Source organism: Adhaeribacter arboris, assembly GCF_003023845.1.
In the GTDB taxonomy this organism is placed as follows: Bacteria; Bacteroidota; Bacteroidia; order Cytophagales; family Hymenobacteraceae; genus Adhaeribacter; species Adhaeribacter arboris.
Genome location: NZ_PYFT01000001.1, coordinates 4,270,443 through 4,290,396 on the forward strand (window position 1 = coordinate 4,270,443; position 19,954 = coordinate 4,290,396).

Sequence of the window (19,954 nt, forward strand, 5' to 3'; positions counted from 1 at the left end):
AAATGTATACGTTAACGAATAGGTGATTTTTAATTTTATCTTTGCTCATTCAATAAGACCAGCTACCCTTAGGCCGGCCCCCAGTAATTCGCCTAGAAAAGCAGGAGAAACAAAATACTTTCTTCTTTAATTCTTAGCGGGCGAGCAGCAATTTATATTGGCGGCGTTTGGCCGGAGTTTGCAGTTGCATCAAATACATGCCCGTGGCTTGTTTATCGGCCTGCCATTCTACCTGGTACATTTGGTTAGCCTTAGCTTCGCCCTGAAACAGAGTGCTTATTTCCTTACCTTGAAGATTATAGACTTTTAACTGAGCCGCCTGGGTTTGAGGCAAGGTAAACTGCACCGTTACTTTTCCCGGAGCCGGATTGGGGTAAGCACTTAAAAGGAAGGACGAGCTGGCCTCTCCGGCTTTTCTTTCGCCCCGGTTGGTTTCGCTCACTAAAGCCGGAGGCGCCGCTAGTTCTGCTGGAGCTTCAATCACTTCGGGCGCTACTTTTACTACCCAGTAATCGGTTTTGCCTTGGCTGGCTTGGGTTCTATCGCCACTCACCCCGGAATCAGAGCGTCCGCCCAATAAATACCCCCCGTCGTCGGTTTGCAGAATGGCCCGGATTTCGTCGTAGGCATTGCCTCCAAAACGTTTATCCCATTGTTTCACTCCCACGCTGTTTGTTTTCACGATCCAATAATCGCTGCTGCCCTGGCTTTTTTGGGTTTTATCGCCGCTAATATCCGATTCGGAACGACCAGCTAATAAATAACCCCCATCGGCGGTGATAATAATCGAGCGCAGTCCTTCGTCTTTATCTCCCCCAAACCGACTATCAAACAGTTTTTCCCCGTCGCCGCTAATTTTTATCATCCAGAAATCTTTACCGCCCCGGTTGCTTTGCGTTTTATCGCCACTAATGCCGGAAGTACTATGGCCGGCCATAAAGAAGTTACCGGTGGCCGTGCCCGTGCTACCCAACGACATTAAATTATCTACTCCGGAACCGCCGTAACGCTTATCCCAAACAACATCTCCATCGCCGTTTATCCTTACTACCCAATAATCCGCGCTGCCCCGGGTGCTTTGCGTTTTGTCGCCGCTTACCCCCGAAAAAGAGGAACCACCCAGCAGAAAGCCGTCGTCCAGGGTAGGAGCAATGCTTTCCAGCGCATCGTTAAGGGAGCCGCCATAACGCCGGTTCCAAACCAGGGAGCCGTTATTGTTTAATTTTACTACCCAATAGTCTTGCCCTCCCCGGGTGTTCTGGGTTTTATCGCCGCTCGCCGTAGAACTGCTGGTACCCGCCAGCACATATCGGCCGGAAGGTAATTGAAAAATTTGTTTGAGGTCGTCGGAGCCACTTCCCCCGAAGCGTCTGTCCCATACTTTTACTCCTTTCGCATTTATTTTTATTACCCAATAGTCGCGCTCACCCCGGCTGGCCTGCGTTTTATCGCCGCCTACTCCGGAGAGGGAAGTACCGCCGAGCAAGTAACCGCCGTCAATGGTTTGAATAACGGAATTTAAATAATCATCCGAAGGCCCGCCGTACCGGATGTCCCATTGTTTTTTTCCCGCTTCATCGGTTTTAACAATCCAATAATCGCTCTTGCCCCGGGAAGGCTGCGTTCTATCGCCACTGTTGTCGGAAGTAGAAGAGCCGCCGAATAAGAAACCACTATCGGCAGTTCTAATTACCGTAGCAAAACCATCATTGCCTGAACCTCCGTAACGAAAATTCCACTGGGCATCCAGGAAGTTATCTTCTTCCACTTTTACTACCCAATAATCACTTTCGCCTTTACCTGCTTCACTTTTTTCGCCACTAGTGCCGGAAAAAGAACTACCGCCCAGTAAATACCCCCCATCGGGAGTAGATAATAAAGCCTGCAGTTCATCGGAATTTTTGCCCCCGAAAGTTCTGTCCCAAGCTTTATTACCGGTTTCGTTTATCTTTATTACCCAATAATCCGGACCGCCGCGGCTAATCTGCGTTTTATCGCCGCCTACTCCTCCCTGGCTTGTACCACCCAGCAAATACCCGCCGCCCGGCAGGGCAACCAAGTCAGCAAAATAATCATAGTCGCGGCTACCAAAGGTTTTATCCCAGATTTTATTCCCGGTACTGTCTACTTTTATAATCCAGAGATCTGCCCCACCTTTTCCGGAACTGGTTTTATCGCCTTGTAAGCCGGATTCGGAATACCCCCCTAACAAATAGCCGCCATCTTGGGTGAGCGCCAAATTATAAAGATTATCGGTAGCCCCGCCGCCAAAAGTATTATCCCAAACCTGCGTACCCGTGCTGTCCAGTTTTACCACCCAGTAATCATCCACCCCTCTGGATTCGCCGGTTTTATTGTAGCCAATGTCGGAGTAAGAATTTCCTCCCAGCAAAAAACCGCCATCCGGGGTAGCCATTACTTCGGCCAGCCGGTCATCGCTGTCGCCGGTTATGGTTTTATCCCAAACTTTTTTACCGTTTTCGTCGATTTTTATTACCCAGTAATCCCGGTCGAGACCGCCCCGGCCCGCCTGGCTCTTATCGCCGCTTTTGCCGGAAAAAGAACTACCACCCAGTAAAAAGCCGCCATCCTGGGTGGCAACCATCGCTTGAAAATAATCCGAACTATTGCCCCCAATGGTTTTGTCCCAGACTTTATTGCCGGCGGCATCTAATTTCACGATCCAATAATCAAAACCACCCTTACTTTTGCCGGTTTTATCGCCATTCATGTCGGATAAAGTAGAACCACCTACCAAATAGCCGCCATCGGGGGTGGTAATTAAATCTTCGAAATAATCATAACCGCTCGTACCAATTGTTTTATTCCAGACGATATTGCCGCTGGAATTCACTTTTACAATCCAATAATCGGCTTCGCCCCGGCTAGGCTGCGTTTTATCTTTGCCCGCTCCCGAAGTAGAGGTGCCGCCCAGTAAATAGCCGCCATCGGGCGTTACAATCATGGTAGTAAGAGCTTCGGCAGCACTACCGCCCAGGGTTTTATCCCATTGCTTGCTTTGGGCCCACGCGACAGAAGCGGAACAGTACGAACTAAGTAAAACCAAGAATAAAAAGCGCCAAAAACGAGCGAACGATTGATTTTCCCAAATCCTGTTGCAACAAAGTACTAGTGTTTTCATGCTGTTTTGGTTTAAATAGGGTTATTAAAAAGGTACTGGACTATAAAGGCACACGCAACACTGTTTTAAACAGAGACAATAGAAAGAAGTAATGTGGCAGTTGAATACGCAGAAGGTGATTTACCCCTACTTATTTTTACTATAATAAGAATAAAAGCGAAAAGAGGCCTTACTATTACTAACATATTTGGGCAAATAACAAGCATTTTTGCCGCTCCGTCGGATTCTAATTGCGATTTATAAATCGAGTTCTTTACCAGAGAAAATCTCGTACGAGCCTGACACCAAACCCGGAGAAGAATAGAATTTATTAATTACAAAGTAAATTCAGTTGTAGAAAATAATAGCAATAAAACCAGAACCAATAGAAAAGTATTCACTCTGGTAAAGAATAGAAATAGGCACGGAATGCTAGCCAGCTACTTATAAGCAAAGCTTTTTTGGACTTAACTGCTAATAAATTTAATAAAAACTTTGTAAAGAAGAAATTATTTGGGTTTAATTTAAAATTTTGCTAAAAGAAAATCCTAAAACAACGCCTTTATAATTAGTTTTATCTTTTAAGCTGTTGCGGAGCTATTGGTTTTAGCCTGTATAGTTAGCTTTTTTGAATTTTAAAGCAGCTTATTTTTTATACTTTTAGCAATGGCTGTCCCTTTTGTTTAACTATAAAACAATAAAATTCCAAAGCCAGATCGCGTTGCGGCAATCTGGCTTTGGTTTTAAAATTAGGATTATTTATCTAAATAGAAATACTTTCTGCTGCTGACGCTGAGTGGGGGTTTGCAGTTGCAGCAGGTACATGCCGGCGGACTTATTACTGGCTTGCCATTCTACCTGGTAGGTTTGCTGGGCTTGGGCTTGACCTTTAAATAAAATGCTTATTTCTTTGCCCTGGTTATCGTACACCTTTACTTCGGCTGGTTGGGTTTGGGGTAAAGTAAAGCTTATTTTTACTTGCTCTTTAAAAGGATTAGGATAAGCTTTTAACAAGCTAGATGCTGTTTCCTTTACCGGTTCTTCAGTTGCAGTTTCTTCTCGGGTAGCTACATTTGAACCAGTCACGGGAGCTACCTTTACCAGCCAGTAATCGGTGCTGCCTTGACTCGGTTGCGTTCTGTCGCCACTTACCCCCGAGTCGGACCTGCCACCTAAGACGTATCCACCATCCTTGGTCTGGAGTACCGTTCTCAGCTCTTCCGTGCCACTGCCGCCTAAACGTTGATCCCATTCTTTCTCGCCCTTGTCAGTGGTCTTCACTAACCAGTAATCCTTACTACCTTGGCTACTTTGGTTCTTATCTCCACTTACCCCGGAGTGGGAGGAACCGCCCAGCAAGTAGCCGCCCTCTTCTGTCAGTTGAATCGTGCGTAGTTCTTCGTCCTGGCTGCCCCCAAAGCTTTTATCAAACAATTTCTTGCCGGTATCATTAATCTTGAGCATCCAGTAATCTTTGCTTCCTTGGCTCGCCTGACTTTTATCCCCGCTCTTACCCGAACTGCTCGTACCGGCTACAAAGAAATTACCCGAACTCGTATTGGTGCTGCCCAACGCTCGCAGTTCCTCATCAGAGCTGCCGCCATACGTTTTGTCCCACACTTTCTCTCCCGTGCCACTAATGCGCACTAACCAGAAATCCTTACCGCCTCTACTCGCTTCACTCTTATCCCCGCTGATGCCGGAAGTAGACGTGCCGCCTAACAGAAAACCTCCGTCTAAAGTTAAGGCTAAGTCTTCCAGTACTTCCTCCTGGCTGCCCCCATACCGTTTGTCAAACATCTTCTTACCGGTACTATTAATTTTAAGTATCCAGTAATCACTACCGCCTTTACTTTCCTGGCTTACCTGACCACTTACCGGAGAGTTGCTGGTGCCCGCCAAAATAAAAGAACCCGAGGGCAACAGGATAACTTTCTTTAACTCTTCCGTACCACTACCGCCGTAAGTTTTATCCCAAAGTTTTGTGCCTTGCTTGTCTATTTTGAGGATCCAGTAATCGCGCTCTCCTTGGCCGGCTTGGGTTTTATCGCCGCCTATGCCCGACAAAGAACTACCCGCCAGTAAATAGCCGCCATCCGAAGTCTGAACCATACTGTTCAAGTAATCATCTGAAGAGCCGCCGTAGCTTTTCTCCCACAACTTCTTCCCGTTCTTATCACTTTTCACTATCCAGTAGTCGTTTTTACCTTGGCTGCTCTGGCTCTTATCCCCACTTACATTAGAAGTAGTGTAACCTCCCGATAAATACCCACCATCCTTGGTTTGGATAACCGTAGTAAAGTTATCCTTCCCCATACCGCCGTAGCGCATGTTCCATTGCGCTGTTAAGGATTGTTCTGCTGAAAGCTTGACGACCCAGTAATCATTTTTGCCTCTGCCAGCCTCGGATTTATCACCACCAATGCCAGAATAATCAATACCAGAGTAAGGGGAATAGGAATTACCACCTAAAATGTAACCGCCGTCACTAGTCTGCTGTAAGCAGGTTAATACATCGTCACTAGTTCCACCTATAGTTTTATCCCATGCTTTGCTACCATCCGCCTTCAACTTTACTACCCAGTAATCGGAGCTACCTCTACTCACCTGAGTCTTATCGTCATTTTTGCCTCTCCAAGTAGTTCCACCTAAAATATACTCCCCATCACTCGTTTGCTGCACGGGCAATAATCCATCTCCATTAGCCATGCCCTTAAAAGTTTTGCCCCATTCTTTACTGCCATCGGCCTTTAACTTTACTATCAAGAAATTACCGTTATTGTAACCACTTCCCAGAATGTAACCGTCATCCTGCGTCTGCTGGATGGAGGAAAATACATCACCAATAACAACTTTATCCCATTCTATGGCACCATCTGCTTTTAGTTTCACTATCCAGACACCTGACGAAGCTTCGCTACCAGAATAAGAATTACCACCTAGAATATAACTCCCATCACTAGTCTGTTGCAACGAAACTAATTTGTCATCATTATCTCCGCCAATAGTTTTGTCCCACGCTTTACTGCCATCCGCTTTTAACTTTACTACCCAGTAATCATAGGAGCCATTATTCTTCTGAGATTTGTCTCCGCTTATAATGGACATAGAAGAGCCTCCCAGAATGTAGCCGCCATCTTGGGTCTGCTGAAGTGATGTTAAATAATCATAATTATCTCCGCCAATAGTTTTATCCCATTCTTTCGTGCCATTTGCATTTAACTTTACTATCCAGTAGTCCCCACCACCTCTGCTAACTTGGGATTTATCGCCGCTGATGTCAGAATGAGAAGAACCACCCAGAATGTAGCCGCCATCTTGGGTCTGCTGAAGTGATGTTAAATAATCAAAACTATTACCTCCAATGGTTTTATCCCATTCTTTGCTACCATCCGCCTTTAGCTTCACTATCCAATAATCCCCATAGCCTCCTTTAGATGCTTCGGTTTTATCCCCGTTTTTTTCAGAATCTGAACTACCTCCCAGAATATAGCCGCCATCACTGGTTTGCTGCACTACGGATAATGTTTCAATTTCACTTTCACTCCCCCCGAAAGTTTTATCCCATTGTTTTTTCACCATGGAAGCTGGTTCTACCAGGAAAGTCCGGGTTGTTTCTGCTGGCAAGTAGGAGGTATTGCCTGCTACCGAAGCTTTTATAGTAACCGTACCTAATCCGGTTAAAGTAAGAATACTACCTTTGATGATAGCCGGGCCAGATACCACACTAAAATGAACTGGTAAACCTGATGTAGCAGTAGCCAAAAGAGGGAAAGGCACATCCCCCAAATTTTTATATAAAATTGGCACAAAAGAGATATCCTGGTTCAGGTTGGTGCCACTATTATCCAACTTCAATATCCAGTAATCAGAGTCTCCTTTGGAGGTTTGTGATTTATTGCTGCTTTTTCCAGATGCAGAGGAACCACCCATAATAAAACCATCATCACTTGTTTGCTGGATTGCGCATAAATAATCTTCTTCCTTTCCTCCAAAAGTTTTATCCCAAACTTTAGTACCATCCGCTTTTAGTTTCACTATCCAATAATCACTTCCCCCTTTAGAAGCAGTAGTTTTATCTCCGTTAATACCGGATTTGGAAGTACCCCCTAAAATATAGCCGCCATCTTTGGTTTGCCGGACAACAGTTAACTGCTCCTCGGATTTACCACCAAATGTTTTATCCCAGAGTTTAGTACCATTTGCCTTAAGCATTACTATCCAGTAATCGGAGTCTCCTTTAGATCCTTGGGTTTTATCGCCGCTAATGCCCGACCCAGAATAGCCCCCTAAAATATAGTTTCCATTAAGGGCTTGTTGTACCATGGATAGATGGTCCACCCAACTGCCGCCAAAGGTTTTATCCCATTCCTTTGTGCCATCCGCCTTTAGCTTTATAACCCAATAATCACTAGGCGACCCACCTTCTTCGAACGTGCCCCCTTTATTAGATTCTGTTTTATCGCCACCGATATCGGAAGAAGAAGAGCCCCCCAAAATATACCCACCATCACGGGTTTGTTGCAAGGAGGATAGCCAGTCGGAATTATTCCCTCCAAAGGTTTTATCCCATTGTATGACGCCAGTAGAGGTTAATTTTATGATCCAATAATCAGATGCTCCTTTAGAACCTTGAGTTTTATCGCCACTAATGCCCGAAGAAGAAGAGCCCCCCAAAATATAGGCTCCATCGCTGGTCAGTTGTAGGGAGGTTAAGTTGTCCTCATTATCTCCCCCGATGGTTTTGTCCCAAACTTTGGTACCATCGACCTTTAGCTTTACTATCCAGTAATCACTAAAAGGAATACCATATTCATTTACGCCGCCTTTATTAGGGTCAGTTTTATCACCGCCTTTGCCCGACCGTGAACTACCACCTAGGATATACCCACCATCTTGGGTCTGCTGAAGTGATGTTAAATAATCATAATTATCTCCGCCAATAGTTTTATCCCATTCTTTCGTGCCATCCGCTTTTAACTTTACTACCCAGTAATCAGTGGCGTAATCCTCTTTCCCTTTATTGGCTGCGGTTTTATCACCGCTTTTAGAAGAACTAGAACTTCCTCCCAGAATATAACCGCCGTCATTAGTCTGCTGTACTATGGACAATTCATCACTTTGATTTCCGCCAAAGGTTTTATCCCAGATTTTATTTTGAGCGAAGGTCCATGTAGACATACTTAAGGATAGAAGTAAAAACAGGCTGATAAAGCGCCGATTCATCCTCAACATGGGGTATAAAAAAACCCAGAAGGAAAAAGATAAATGTATTTTCATATTGGTAAGAGTAAGCCCATGTTCTGGAAGCAGTAAAAGGAGCATCAAGAGAATGCGCAGTAAACATTAAGGCGTTTACAAATGAAAATCAGTATTACTTTTTATTTTAAAGATAAAGTATTATTTTGAGAATAGATTAGCTATTTAGAATAAATAATTAGATAGTAGTAGAATTATCAAGCTTATTATCACCTATTTACCATAAAACAGCAGCAATAACTATCTATAAGCGATTATGAAGGTGCAAGAAGTCCATCCTGCAGATACATAGAAAATTTAAAATTAAAAGCCAGCTAGCCTTGCAGCTACCCGGCTTTTGTTGACTTATTAAGATTATTTACTTAGTAAGCAGTAGTTTCTGCTGATGTTGTTGAGTAGGGGTTTGCAGCTGTAACAGATATAAACCGGCTGGTTTATTACCCGCCTGCCATTCTACCTGGTAGATTTGGTTCGCTTGAGCTTGCTCCTGAAATAAAGTAGTAATTACTCTACCTTGTATGTCATAAATTTGAATTGTAGCAACTTGAGTAGTGGGTAAATTGAAGCTAATACTTACTATTTCCCGGAATGGATTAGGATAGGCTTTAAGTAGATTTATATCCGTCTCAGCTTTCAGTTCTGCTCCTGTTTCTTCCCGGGCAGCTACCATCGAGGTAGTGAGTGGCGCGAGTTTTACCAGCCAGTAATCGGTGCTGCCTTGACTCGGTTGCGTTCTGTCGCCACTTACCCCGGAGTCGGACCTGCCACCTAAGACGTATCCGCCATCCTTGGTCTGGAATACCGTTCTCAGCTCTTCCGTGCCACTGCCGCCTAAACGTTGATCCCATTCTTTCTCGCCCTTGTCAGTGGTCTTCACTAACCAGTAATCCTTACTACCTTGGCTACTTTGGTTCTTATCTCCACTTACCCCGGAGTGGGAGGAACCTCCCAGCAAGTAGCCGCCATCTTGCGTCAGCTGAATAGTGCGCAACTCTTCCTCCTGGCTGCCCCCAAAGCGTTTATCCCACAACTTCTTACCACTGCCATTAATCTTGAGCATCCAGTAGTCCTTTCCTCCCTGGCTCACTTGACTTTTATCCCCGCTCTTACCCGAACTGCTCGTACCGGCTACAAAGAAATTACCCGAACTCGTATTAGTACTCCCTAGTGCTCGTAGTTCATCATCTTGGCTGCCGCCATACGTTTTGTCCCACACTTTCTCTCCCGTGCCACTAATGCGGACTAACCAGAAATCCTTGCCTCCTTTACTCGCTTCACTCTTATCCCCGCTGATGCCGGAAGTAGACGTGCCGCCTAACAGAAAGCCTCCGTCTAAAGTTAAGGCTAAGTCTTCCAGTACTTCGTCCTGCGAACCCCCATACCGTTTGTTCCACATCTTCTTACCCGTGGCATTGACCTTGACGAACCAATAATCCTGCCCGCCCTTACTTTCCTGGCTCATTGCTCCACTTACCGGAGAGTTGCTGGTGCCCGCCAAAATAAAAGAACCCGAGGGCAACAGGATAACTTTCTTTAACTCTTCCGTACCACTACCGCCGTAAGTTTTATCCCAAAGTTTTGTGCCTTGCTTATCTATTTTGAGGATCCAGTAATCCCGCTCTCCTTGGCTGGCCTGGGTCTTATCCCCACTCACTCCCGAAATTGAAGAACCGCCCAGCAGATAGCCGCCATCCGAAGTCTGAACCATACTGTTCAAGTAATCATCTGAAGAGCCGCCGTAGCTTTTCTCCCACAACTTCTTGCCGTTTTTATCACTTTTCACTACCCAGTAGTCGTTTTTACCTTGGCTACTTTGGCTCTTATCCCCACTTACTCCCGAGGTCGTGTAACCACCCGATAAATAACCGCCATCTGAAGTTTTAATCACTGTTGTAAAGTTGTCCTTCCCCATACCACCATACCGCATGTTCCATTGCGCTGTTAAGGATTGTTCTGCTGAAAGCTTTACTATCCAATAATCATTACCGCCTTTATTCGCTTGGGATTTTTCGTATGATTTTCCTGAATTTGAACTGCCCCCTAAAATATAATTACCATCACGCGTATGCTGAACAGAACGGAGATAATCATCGTTGTTTCCTCCTAAGGTTTTATCCCAAGCTTTCGTACCATCGGCTTTTAGCTTCACTATCCAATAATCAGTAGTGAAATAATCCTTACTGCATTCACATCGCTTTGCTTCGGATTTATCACCGCCAATGCCGGAATCAGAAGATCCGCCCAGAATATAGCCACCATCGTGCGTCTGCTGCAGAGAAGCAAAATAATCCGTGCTCGTGCCGCCGATCGTTTTATCCCAAAGCTTTGTGCCATCTACATTCAATCTCACTACCCAATAATCATAGCTACCTTCTATACCTTTATCGGTTTTATCGCCGCTGATTCCAGAATTAGAAGTACCGCCCATGATATACCCACCATCAATGGTTGGTTGCAGTGAGGCTAATAAGTCGTTGCTATCTCCGCCAAAGGTTTTATCCCATTCTTTGGTACCATCGGCTTTTAGCTTCACTATCCAGTAGTCGGATGAATTTTGACCATCATAATTTATATAAGAGTCCTGGCTCTTATCGCCGCTTATTCCGGAGTCAGAAGTACCACCTAGAATAAACCCGCCATCACTGGTTTGCTGCAGAGAGGTTAATTTATCATCATAGTTCCCTCCTATGGTTTTATCCCATACCTTATTCCCGCTGGCATTCAGCTTTATTACCCAGTAATCTTCAGAGCCTTTCTTGGCCTCAGACTTATCCCCGCTTTTGCCAGAGAAAGAATATCCTCCCAGAATATAACTACCATCACTCGTCTGCTGCAAAGAGGTTAAATAATCTACACTATTACCCCCAAAAGCTTTATCCCACACTTTATTCCCGCTGGCATTCAGCTTTACTACCCAATAATCATAGTTTCCTCTATTGGCCTCCGATTTATCGCCGCTAATGCCTGAATTAGAATATCCTCCTAAAATATATCCCCCATCACTCGTCTGCTGAATTGATGTTAATTGCTCGCTACCCATACCCCCCAAAGTTTTGTCCCATTGCTTCTCCCCATTTTCATTCAACTTTACTATCCAGTAATCGTACTCCCCCTTACAGTTTTCTGATTTATCACCGCTCTTGCCGGACTGAGACCACCCTCCCATAATATAGCCGCCATCGCGTGTTTGTTGCACGGAGGTTAGAAAGTCCTCATAGCTCCCTCCTATGGTTTTATCCCATTCTTTTTTCACTATGGATGGTGCTTCTACCTCGAAGGTCCGAGTAGTATCTGCGGGTTGGTAGGTCCCATTACCTGCCACCGATGCTTTTACCGTAACAGTACCTATTCCAGTAAGTGTAACTACATTACCCTGTACTTTTGCCGGACCGGATACTACCTTAAAAGTAATCGGCAAGCCCGAACTAGCCGTAGCCGAAAGAGCAAAAGGTGCTTCACCCAAAGTTTTATTGATTATAGGCTCAAAAGTAACTGTTTGAGAGTAAAGGTTATCTCCACTGTTATCCAGCTTCACAATCCAGTAATCACTTCCTCCTTTAGAAGCTTCCGTTTTATCGCCCTTTTTACCGGAAACAGATAACCCCCCCAGAATATAGCCCCCATCTTTAGTCAGTTGTACCGAATGTAGGTTATCCAAACCTTTTCCACCAAAGGTTTTATCCCAAACTTTGTTGCCACTAGCACTTAGTTTTACCACCCAATAATCCCCGGTACTACATCCATACTCGTTACACTCTCCTTTATTTTCTTGCGTTTTATCCCCGCTCTTACCGGAGTAAGAAGTTCCTCCCAAAATATAGCCTTTATCTTTAGCCTGTTGCACTGAGCTTAACTCATCACGACTATCGCCACCAATCGTTTTATCCCATTCTTTGCTGCCATCAGCTTTTAGCTTAACTATCCAGTAATCGGGTGGAAGAATATAAACGACTTCATCCTTGCGCCCTTTGTTATCCTCCGATTTATCTCCACTTTTTTTAGAGTAAGAATATCCCCCCAGGATATAGCCGCCATCACTGGTTTGTTGAAGCGATGTTAAATAATCATCGTCCGTGCCGCCAATGGTTTTATCCCATTCTTTTTTCCCACTTCCATCCAGTTTGACAATCCAGTAATCGTAGTTGTTTTTATTGGCTTGGGATTTATCCCCACTCTTATCCGACAAGGACCAACCACCCAGAATATAGCCGCCATCACTCGTCTGTAGTACCGAGGTCAGATAATCTTCCCTATTCCCACCAATGGTTTTATCCCATACTTTATTTCCACTGCCATCTACCTTCACTATCCAGTAATCATTAACTTTAGCGTTACCTTTTAGTCCTTCAGTTTTATCGCCACTTATCTTAGAATACGAAGAGCCACCGAGGATATAGCCACCGTCGTTGGTTTGCTTCAGGGAAGTTAGGTTATCTGCTTTGCTCCCGCCAATGGTTTTATCCCATTGCTTCTTACCATTGCTATCCAGCTTCACAATCCAGTAATCACTTCCTCCTTTAGAAGCTTCAGTTTTATCCCCGCTTTTACTGGACAAAGAAGTACCTCCTAGAATATATCCCCCATCACTAGTCTGTTGTAGTGAGGATAATTCATCCCTACTATCACCCCCTATAGTTTTATCCCATTCCTTCGTACCATCAGCTCTTAACTTTACTATCCAATAATCACTGATAGGATTACCTAATTCATCTTTCCTTCCTTTATTATCTTCGGATTTATCGCCACTTTTGCCGGACAAGGAAGTACCTCCCAGAATATAACCGCCATCTTTGGTCTGCTGAACAATAGATAAATTATCATAATTATTTCCGCCGATGGTTTTGTCCCAAATTTTATTTTGGGCAAAAGAGATGATAGGTATACTCACATAAAATAACAGGATGATGCTTAAAAAGCACCACCTAGCACTTATTGCCTGATTTGCTAAAAGTAGAAAAGAACAAGGTAAATGTGTTTTCATAAAGGAAGCATCGGATAAAAGGAGGTAGATAAAACTTTAAATATCCCAGCAAAGCTCAGCCTATATATACTTTTTGAAAAAATATTAAGCAACAAGGAGTTGGTAGTCTTTGCTTTGTATTTAAATATAGGTATTTAACTTAGAAAAAATATAAATTAATTTAAATTCATATTGGACTATGTTATGTTTCGAAAATGGTTATCTTAAAAATGTATTTGAAGAAAGTTATAGATTGGAATAGAAGTAATAAGACTCAGCAAACAAATTAATAAAGCCCGAAAAATTAAATAAAGTTAGAATAATTACCCTGTCTGGCTCCGTTACTTAGGTATAAGCTTGTTTACTTAGCTAAGAATAGCTTTTGCTGGTAGCGTTTAGTAGGGGTTTGCAGTTGCAGCAGGTACATACCCGCTCCATTTTGAATTGCTTGCCATTCTACCTGGTAGGTTTGGTTCGCTTGAGCTTGACCTTTAAATAAAGTACTTATTTCTCTGCCCTGGTTATCGTACACCTTCACTTCGGCTGGTTGGGTTTGGGGTAAAGTAAAGCTTACTTTTACTTGCTCTTTAAAAGGATTAGGATAAGCTTTTAACAAGGTAGATGCTGTTTCCTTTACCGGTTCTTCTGTTACCGTTTCTTCTCTGGCTGCTACCATCGAGGTAGTTAGAGGAATTACTTTCACCAGCCAGTAATCGGTGCTGCCTTGACTCGGTTGCGTTCTGTCGCCACTTACCCCGGAGTCGGACCTGCCACCTAAGACGTATCCGCCATCCTTGGTCTGGAGTACCGTTCTCAGCTCTTCCGTGCCACTGCCACCCCAGCGTTGATCCCATTCTTTCTCTCCCTTGTCAGTAGTCTTGACTAACCAGTAATCCTTTCCCCCTTGACTTCCTTGACTCTTATCCCCACTAATGCTGGAAGCAGAACTCCCGCTCAGCATGTAACCGCCCTCTTTCGTCATTAAGGCTGACCGAAGTTCTTCGTCCTGGCTGCCCCCAAAGCTTTTATCAAACAATTTCTTGCCGGTATCATTAATCTTAAGCATCCAGTAATCTTTTCCTCCCTGGCTCGCCTGACTTTTATCCCCGCTCTTACCCGAACTGCTCGTACCGGCTACAAAGAAATTACCCGAACTCGTATTGGTACTCCCTAGTGCCCGCAGTTCCTCGTCAGAACTACCCCCAAAGGTTTTGTCCCACACTTTCTCTCCCGTTCCCGTAACTCGTACCAGCCAATAGTCTTTGCCTCCTTTACTCGCTTCACTCTTATCCCCGCTGATGCCGGAAGTAGACGTGCCACCCAGCAGAAAGCCTCCGTCTAAAGTTAAGGCTAAATCTTCCAATACTTCGTCCTATGAGCCCCCATACCGTTTGTTCCACATCTTCTTACCCGTGGCATTGACCTTGACGAACCAATAATCCTGCCCGCCCTTACTTTCCTGGCTCATTGCTCCACTTACCGGAGAGTTGCTGGTGCCCGCCAAAATAAAAGAACCCGAGGGCAACAGGATAACTTTCTTTAACTCTTCCGTACCACTACCGCCGTAAGTTTTATCCCAAAGTTTTGTGCCTTGCTTGTCTATTTTGAGGATCCAGTAATCGCGCTCTCCTTGGCCGGCTTGGGTTTTATCGCCGCCTATGCCCGACAAAGAACTACCCGCCAGTAAATAGCCGCCATCCGAAGTCTGAACCATACTGTTCAAGTAATCATCTGAAGAGCCGCCGTAGCTTTTCTCCCACAACTTCTTGCCGTTTTTATCACTTTTTACCACCCAATAGTCGTTTTTACCCTGGCTAATCTGGCTCTTGTCACCACTTACGCCCGAAGTAGCAAAGCCACCTGATAAGTAGCCACCATCCTTGGTTTCAATGGCGGTAGTAAAGTTGTCTTTACCTGAACCGCCGTAACGCATATTCCATTGCGCGGTAACCGGTTGCTTTTCTTGGAGCTTTACTATCCAGTAATCACTAGTAAGTGAACCATATTGATCACTCTCCCCTTTATTAGCCTCAGATTTATCGCCATTCATATTAGACTGAGAAAATCCACCGAGAATGTAACCACCATCATCTGTCAGTTGCAGGGAGGTTAGTACATCCTGATAATCTCCACCTATGGCACTATCCCACGTTTTTTTCCCATTTGTATCCAACTTTACTATCCAGTAATCCCCACCACCTTTAGAGCCTTTAGTTCTATCACCGTCAATTCCGGTTTCTGACCAACCTCCTAAAATAAAATCACCATCATTGGTCTGAAGTAAGGAAGTTAAGCGATCCCACCCATTCCCTCCAATTGTTTTGTCCCATTCCTTCGTCCCATCCGCTTTCAGTTTTATAACCCAGTAATCAACGTAAAGAGCACCATCCCAGCTTCCTCCTTTATAATCTTCGCTTTTATCACCACTACTATCAGAATTAGAGGAGCCCCCCAGAATGTACCCCCCATCGCTCGTCGGCTGCAGGGAAGCGAGCCAATCCCAATTATTCCCGCCAAGAGTTTTATCCCACTCTTTGCTGCCATTGGGCTTCAACTTTATAATCCAAAAATCAGCATAATCAAAACCATCCTCACCACCTTTATTGGCCTCAGTTTTATCTCCGCTGATGCCAGACCAAGAGCTTCCCCCTACAATATACCCGCCATCACGCGTCTGCTGTACCTTAGCTAATTGCTCACCTCCACTTCCTCCAATGGTTTTATCCCACACTTTGCTGCCATCTGCGTTCAACTTTACTACCCAGTAATCCTCATCACCTTTACTAGCTTGTGATTTATCACCACTCTTACCGGATGAAGAATATCCCCCCAGGATATAGCCGCCATCTTTGGTCTGTTGCACTGAAGATAAATAATCTTGGCCATCTCCGCCTATAGTTTTATCCCAAGCTTTAGTCCTATCAGCATTTAGCTTTACTATCCAATAATCACTGAAAAATCTGCCAAAACCATCTTTTTCTCCTTTGTTTACTTCCGATTTATCCCCGCCTTTGTTAGAAACGGAAGAGCCGCCTAAAATATAGCCCCCATCCTTAGTTGGTTGCACAAAAGATAAATTATCATCTTTATTACCGCCAATGGTTTTATCCCATTCTTTTCTAACCGCTACCGGTGATTCCACGAAGAAAGAATTTATAGCCTCCGCGGGTCGGTAGGTATCATTACCTACTACTGAGGCTTTTACCGTTACCGAACCCAGGGCGGTGAGCGTTATCTTATTACCTTTTATGGTAGCTGGCCCCGATACTACCTTAAAGCTCACTGGCAAACCCGAACTAGCAGTAGCTACAAGTGTAAAAGGGGACTGGCTCAAAGATTTATTCGCAATAGGAGGGAAATTAATTACCTGATTTTTACTACCCCTATTATCTAGTTTTACTATCCAGTAATCATAACCACCTTTGGAAGCCTGCGATTTTTCGTCGCTAATGCCGGATTGAGAAGAACCACCCAGAATATACCCGTTATCTGAAGTTACTTGCAATGAAGTCAACATATCCCTGTCACTTCCCCCAAAAGTTTTATCCCATTCTTTAGATCCATCTGCTTTTAACTTAACAATCCAGTAATCGCTTTCCCCTCTGGAAGCTTGCGATTTATCGCCACTAACCCCAGAACTTGAATAGCCTCCCAGAATATAACCGCCATCGCTGGTCAGCTGCACCGAAGATAAGTTATCAACAAAATCTCCTCCTAAGGTTTTTTCCCAAGCTTTCGTACCATTGGCTTTTAACTTCACTATCCAATAGTCTTCATAACCTCTATATTCCGATTTATCACTACTACTTCCTTGACCAGTACCTCCTAGAATATACCCGCCATCATTCGTTTGCTGGAGTGCAGCTAAATAGTCCTCCCCATCGCTCCCAATAGTTTTATCCCATTCTTTATTCCCAGCTGCGTTTACCTTTACCACCCAATAATCGGAACCATACAGAGTGCCTCCATTGTACGGTTCTCCACGTCCATTTTCGGATTTATCACCACTTTTGGGAGAACTAGAGCTACCTCCTAAAATATACCCCCCATCACTAGTCTGTTGTAACGAGGAAAAGATATCCGCTCCACTACCACCTATGGTTTTATCCCAAGTTTTAGAACCATCTGCCTTTAATTTTATTAACCAATAATCAAAGTCGCCTTTGGTTTGGAGTGTTTGGCCACTAGGCTCGGAATAAGATGAACCACCTAGGATATAACCTCCATCTTTGGTCTGCTGCAGGGAAGCTAGATTATCATAACCCTCTCCGCCTAAAGCTTTATCCCATTCTTTACTGCCATCCTCCTTAAGTTTCACTATCCAGTAACCTAGCTTGGCTTCGGTTTTACTGCCAATAATAGGGGTATTGGAAAAGCCAGCCAGAATATAGCCGCCATCACGCGTTTGCTGAATGGAGCTTAAGAAGTCATCATATTCTCCCCCAAAGGTTTTATCCCATTCTTTCGTGCCATTTGCTTTGAGCTTCACTATCCAATAATCATTATACCCTTTATTAGATTGGGTTTTATCGCCACTTTTGCCCGAATAAGAAGAACCGCCCAGAATATAGCCTCCATCACCGGTCTGCTGCACCGTAGATAACTGTTCCTCCATATCTCCTCCAAAGGTTTTATCCCAGAGTTTATTTTGAGCTAAAATTGTAACAGGTAGGCTCACATAAGTTATTAAAAATAGGACGAGTAAGCGCCAATCAGGCACCACAAACCGATTTAGTTGAACCAGATAGAAACGGGGTAAAGGTGTTTGCATAAAATTTAGAAGTTGGTTTTGTTTAAGGAAGAAGTAAATAAGCGCTTTAGTAAAAAGATGACGGTAAAACTTGTGTTTCTAAATATAATTGCCCAATAAGAGTAGAGCCGGTAAAGAAATATCAGTGGCAGTTCTTTTCTTCTAATTAATAGTAAGCATTTTCCCAATTATATTCTAAAAATTATTAATTTTATTTTAATTAAAAGCTATAATTAATTACGCCATATTAATTTACTTTGCAGAAATCAGGTAAGTAAAAAGGCGAATAGATTATTCCTAGCTTACCTAATGCCTGGTACATTATTTAAATAAGTTGTTTTAAAATGTTACTCTAAATCCCTCTCCGGCCAAAGAGGGATTTAGGATAAGTTCCCATGAGGACGAGCACCCCTTCTCCGGCCGGAGAATGAGTTGAGGGATAGACGATTAATACAATTCTTTAATTTACTTATTCTTCATATTTCATATTTAACTGGGGTCACCCGGAAGTTTGAGATACTAGTATTGTAAACTTGTTTAGGAGTGTAGCTCCTTCGTTTGCCACTCGCTTAGGTACTACCCCATCCTAAAATAATAGTATTCTGTTACTTAATGCTTTTGTAAAAAATATAAGAAGCAAAATTTTGCCCATAAGTTTTAAAATAATTTGGTGCTATTGCTATTACCTTATGCTCTTTTCACCCGTTTAAAGCGGAGTAAATTGCTCCACTTTGCATCTAACCACTACCTTATCTATAATCAATTGGGAATTACAAGGTGCATTGGCAAACGTTTGAAAATGCAATTCCACAGTAGTAGTAATATTTTTAAACAAAATTTTGAAAAAATATTACTATAGCTTGAGGGTTCCTAAATGTTTCGTCTAAATTAGAATTTAAAGACAGAGCAATCAATACCCCAATTGGGGTATTTTCAGGTAAACTCCTCTTCGGTATTAGCTTTACTATTTATAATTTGAGTATGCAAAACTTGGTACTAGAACTTAAAGAAGCCCTGGAGCTTGACCGGAACCCTTTTCTGGTTGCAGATAATCAATACCAGCAACAATTGGCCAATCATCCTTTAGTAAAGAATCTGTGGACCATAGGCCATTTTTTCGTGATTGTGTCTAATTTGAGTACCTGGCATATGGGATTGGTGAGCGGAAATTGCGAAGAAGTTAGCGGCTACTCGGCAGCCGAAATATTAGCCCAAGATGCGGAGTTTTCGATGCAATTCGGTTTACCGGAAGATACCCGGTTCAATATAATGGTAACCCAATTAGGCATGCAGTATTTTAAAAGCCGGCCAGTAGAGGAAAGAGAACTGATTTTCTTCGTTTACTTTTACCGGGCCAGAAGAAAAGATGGCAGAATTATTACAGTGCAGCACCAATGCATTCCACTGTACTTTGATGAAGATAAAGTTCCTTTCGTTTTCTCCAATATCTATACCGACATCACTTACCTGGGGGTTACCCAAGTGCCGCAGGCTTTACAAATTAACCGTTACACGCAAGAGATCTTTCATATCGGGCCACAAAGTTTACGGTTTAATAAATCGGAAGAAGTATTCAGCGCTCGGGAGCGGGATATTATAAAGCTCTTGTTACAAGGCAAGAGCAGCCGCCTGATTGCCGAACATTTATGCATCAGCCAGGAAACGGTAAGAACCCATCGCAAAAATATACTAAAGAAAGCCGGTCTTAATAGTACCGCAGAATTAACAACTTATGTTCTTACCCGGGGTATTATTTGAGAGGGAGCATACTTTCATTTTTACTGTTAGTACTATCTGTGCTGTTTTTCTGTTCTTTTCGGAGATAGGAAGTAAAACAGAATACATATTAAATATGGAAAGCTAA

The 19,954-nt window shown here is 43.6% G+C and carries 6 protein-coding genes; 1 reads left to right on the plus strand and 5 read right to left on the minus strand.

Annotation, left to right across the window (positions count from 1 at the left end):
• Positions 1-133: 133 nt before the first annotated feature.
• From AHMF7605_RS17455 to AHMF7605_RS17475, 5 genes are all read right to left on the minus strand, one after another.
• Positions 134-3,142, minus strand: a complete 3,009-nt coding sequence (locus AHMF7605_RS17455; protein ID WP_106931341.1) for a T9SS type A sorting domain-containing protein — start codon at positions 3,140-3,142, stop codon at positions 134-136.
• A gap of 738 nt (positions 3,143-3,880) precedes the next feature.
• Entirely contained in the window at positions 3,881-8,302 is a 4,422-nt protein-coding gene (locus tag AHMF7605_RS17460; RefSeq protein WP_158267546.1) for a T9SS type A sorting domain-containing protein, read from the minus strand.
• Between the two features lie 436 nt (positions 8,303-8,738).
• Complete coding sequence (locus AHMF7605_RS17465) at positions 8,739-13,268, minus strand: T9SS type A sorting domain-containing protein (protein WP_158267547.1); 4,530 nt, start codon at positions 13,266-13,268, stop codon at positions 8,739-8,741.
• Positions 13,269-13,701: 433 nt separating this feature from the next.
• Positions 13,702-14,703, minus strand: coding sequence for a T9SS type A sorting domain-containing protein (locus AHMF7605_RS17470; protein WP_106931344.1), 1,002 nt, complete (start codon positions 14,701-14,703; stop codon positions 13,702-13,704).
• A gap of 9 nt (positions 14,704-14,712) precedes the next feature.
• Complete coding sequence (locus AHMF7605_RS17475; RefSeq protein ID WP_106931345.1) at positions 14,713-18,111, minus strand: hypothetical protein; 3,399 nt, start codon at positions 18,109-18,111, stop codon at positions 14,713-14,715.
• A gap of 960 nt (positions 18,112-19,071) precedes the next feature.
• Between AHMF7605_RS17475 and AHMF7605_RS17480 the strand changes: the two genes are divergently transcribed.
• Entirely contained in the window at positions 19,072-19,848 is a 777-nt protein-coding gene (locus AHMF7605_RS17480) for a LuxR C-terminal-related transcriptional regulator (RefSeq protein WP_106931346.1), read from the plus strand.
• Positions 19,849-19,954 lie beyond the last annotated feature (106 nt).

What these genes read in the sequence shown, in the direction of transcription:
- AHMF7605_RS17480 (WP_106931346.1), top strand. Translation starts at nt 19,072, where the DNA reads ATGCAAAACTTGGTACTAGAACTTAAAGAAGCCCTGGAGCTTGACCGG.
- AHMF7605_RS17455 (WP_106931341.1), bottom strand. Translation starts at nt 3,142, where the DNA reads ATGAAAACACTAGTACTTTGTTGCAACAGGATTTGGGAAAATCAATCG.
- AHMF7605_RS17475 (WP_106931345.1), bottom strand. Translation starts at nt 18,111, where the DNA reads ATGCAAACACCTTTACCCCGTTTCTATCTGGTTCAACTAAATCGGTTT.
- AHMF7605_RS17460 (WP_158267546.1), bottom strand. Translation starts at nt 8,302, where the DNA reads ATGTCTACATGGACCTTCGCTCAAAATAAAATCTGGGATAAAACCTTT.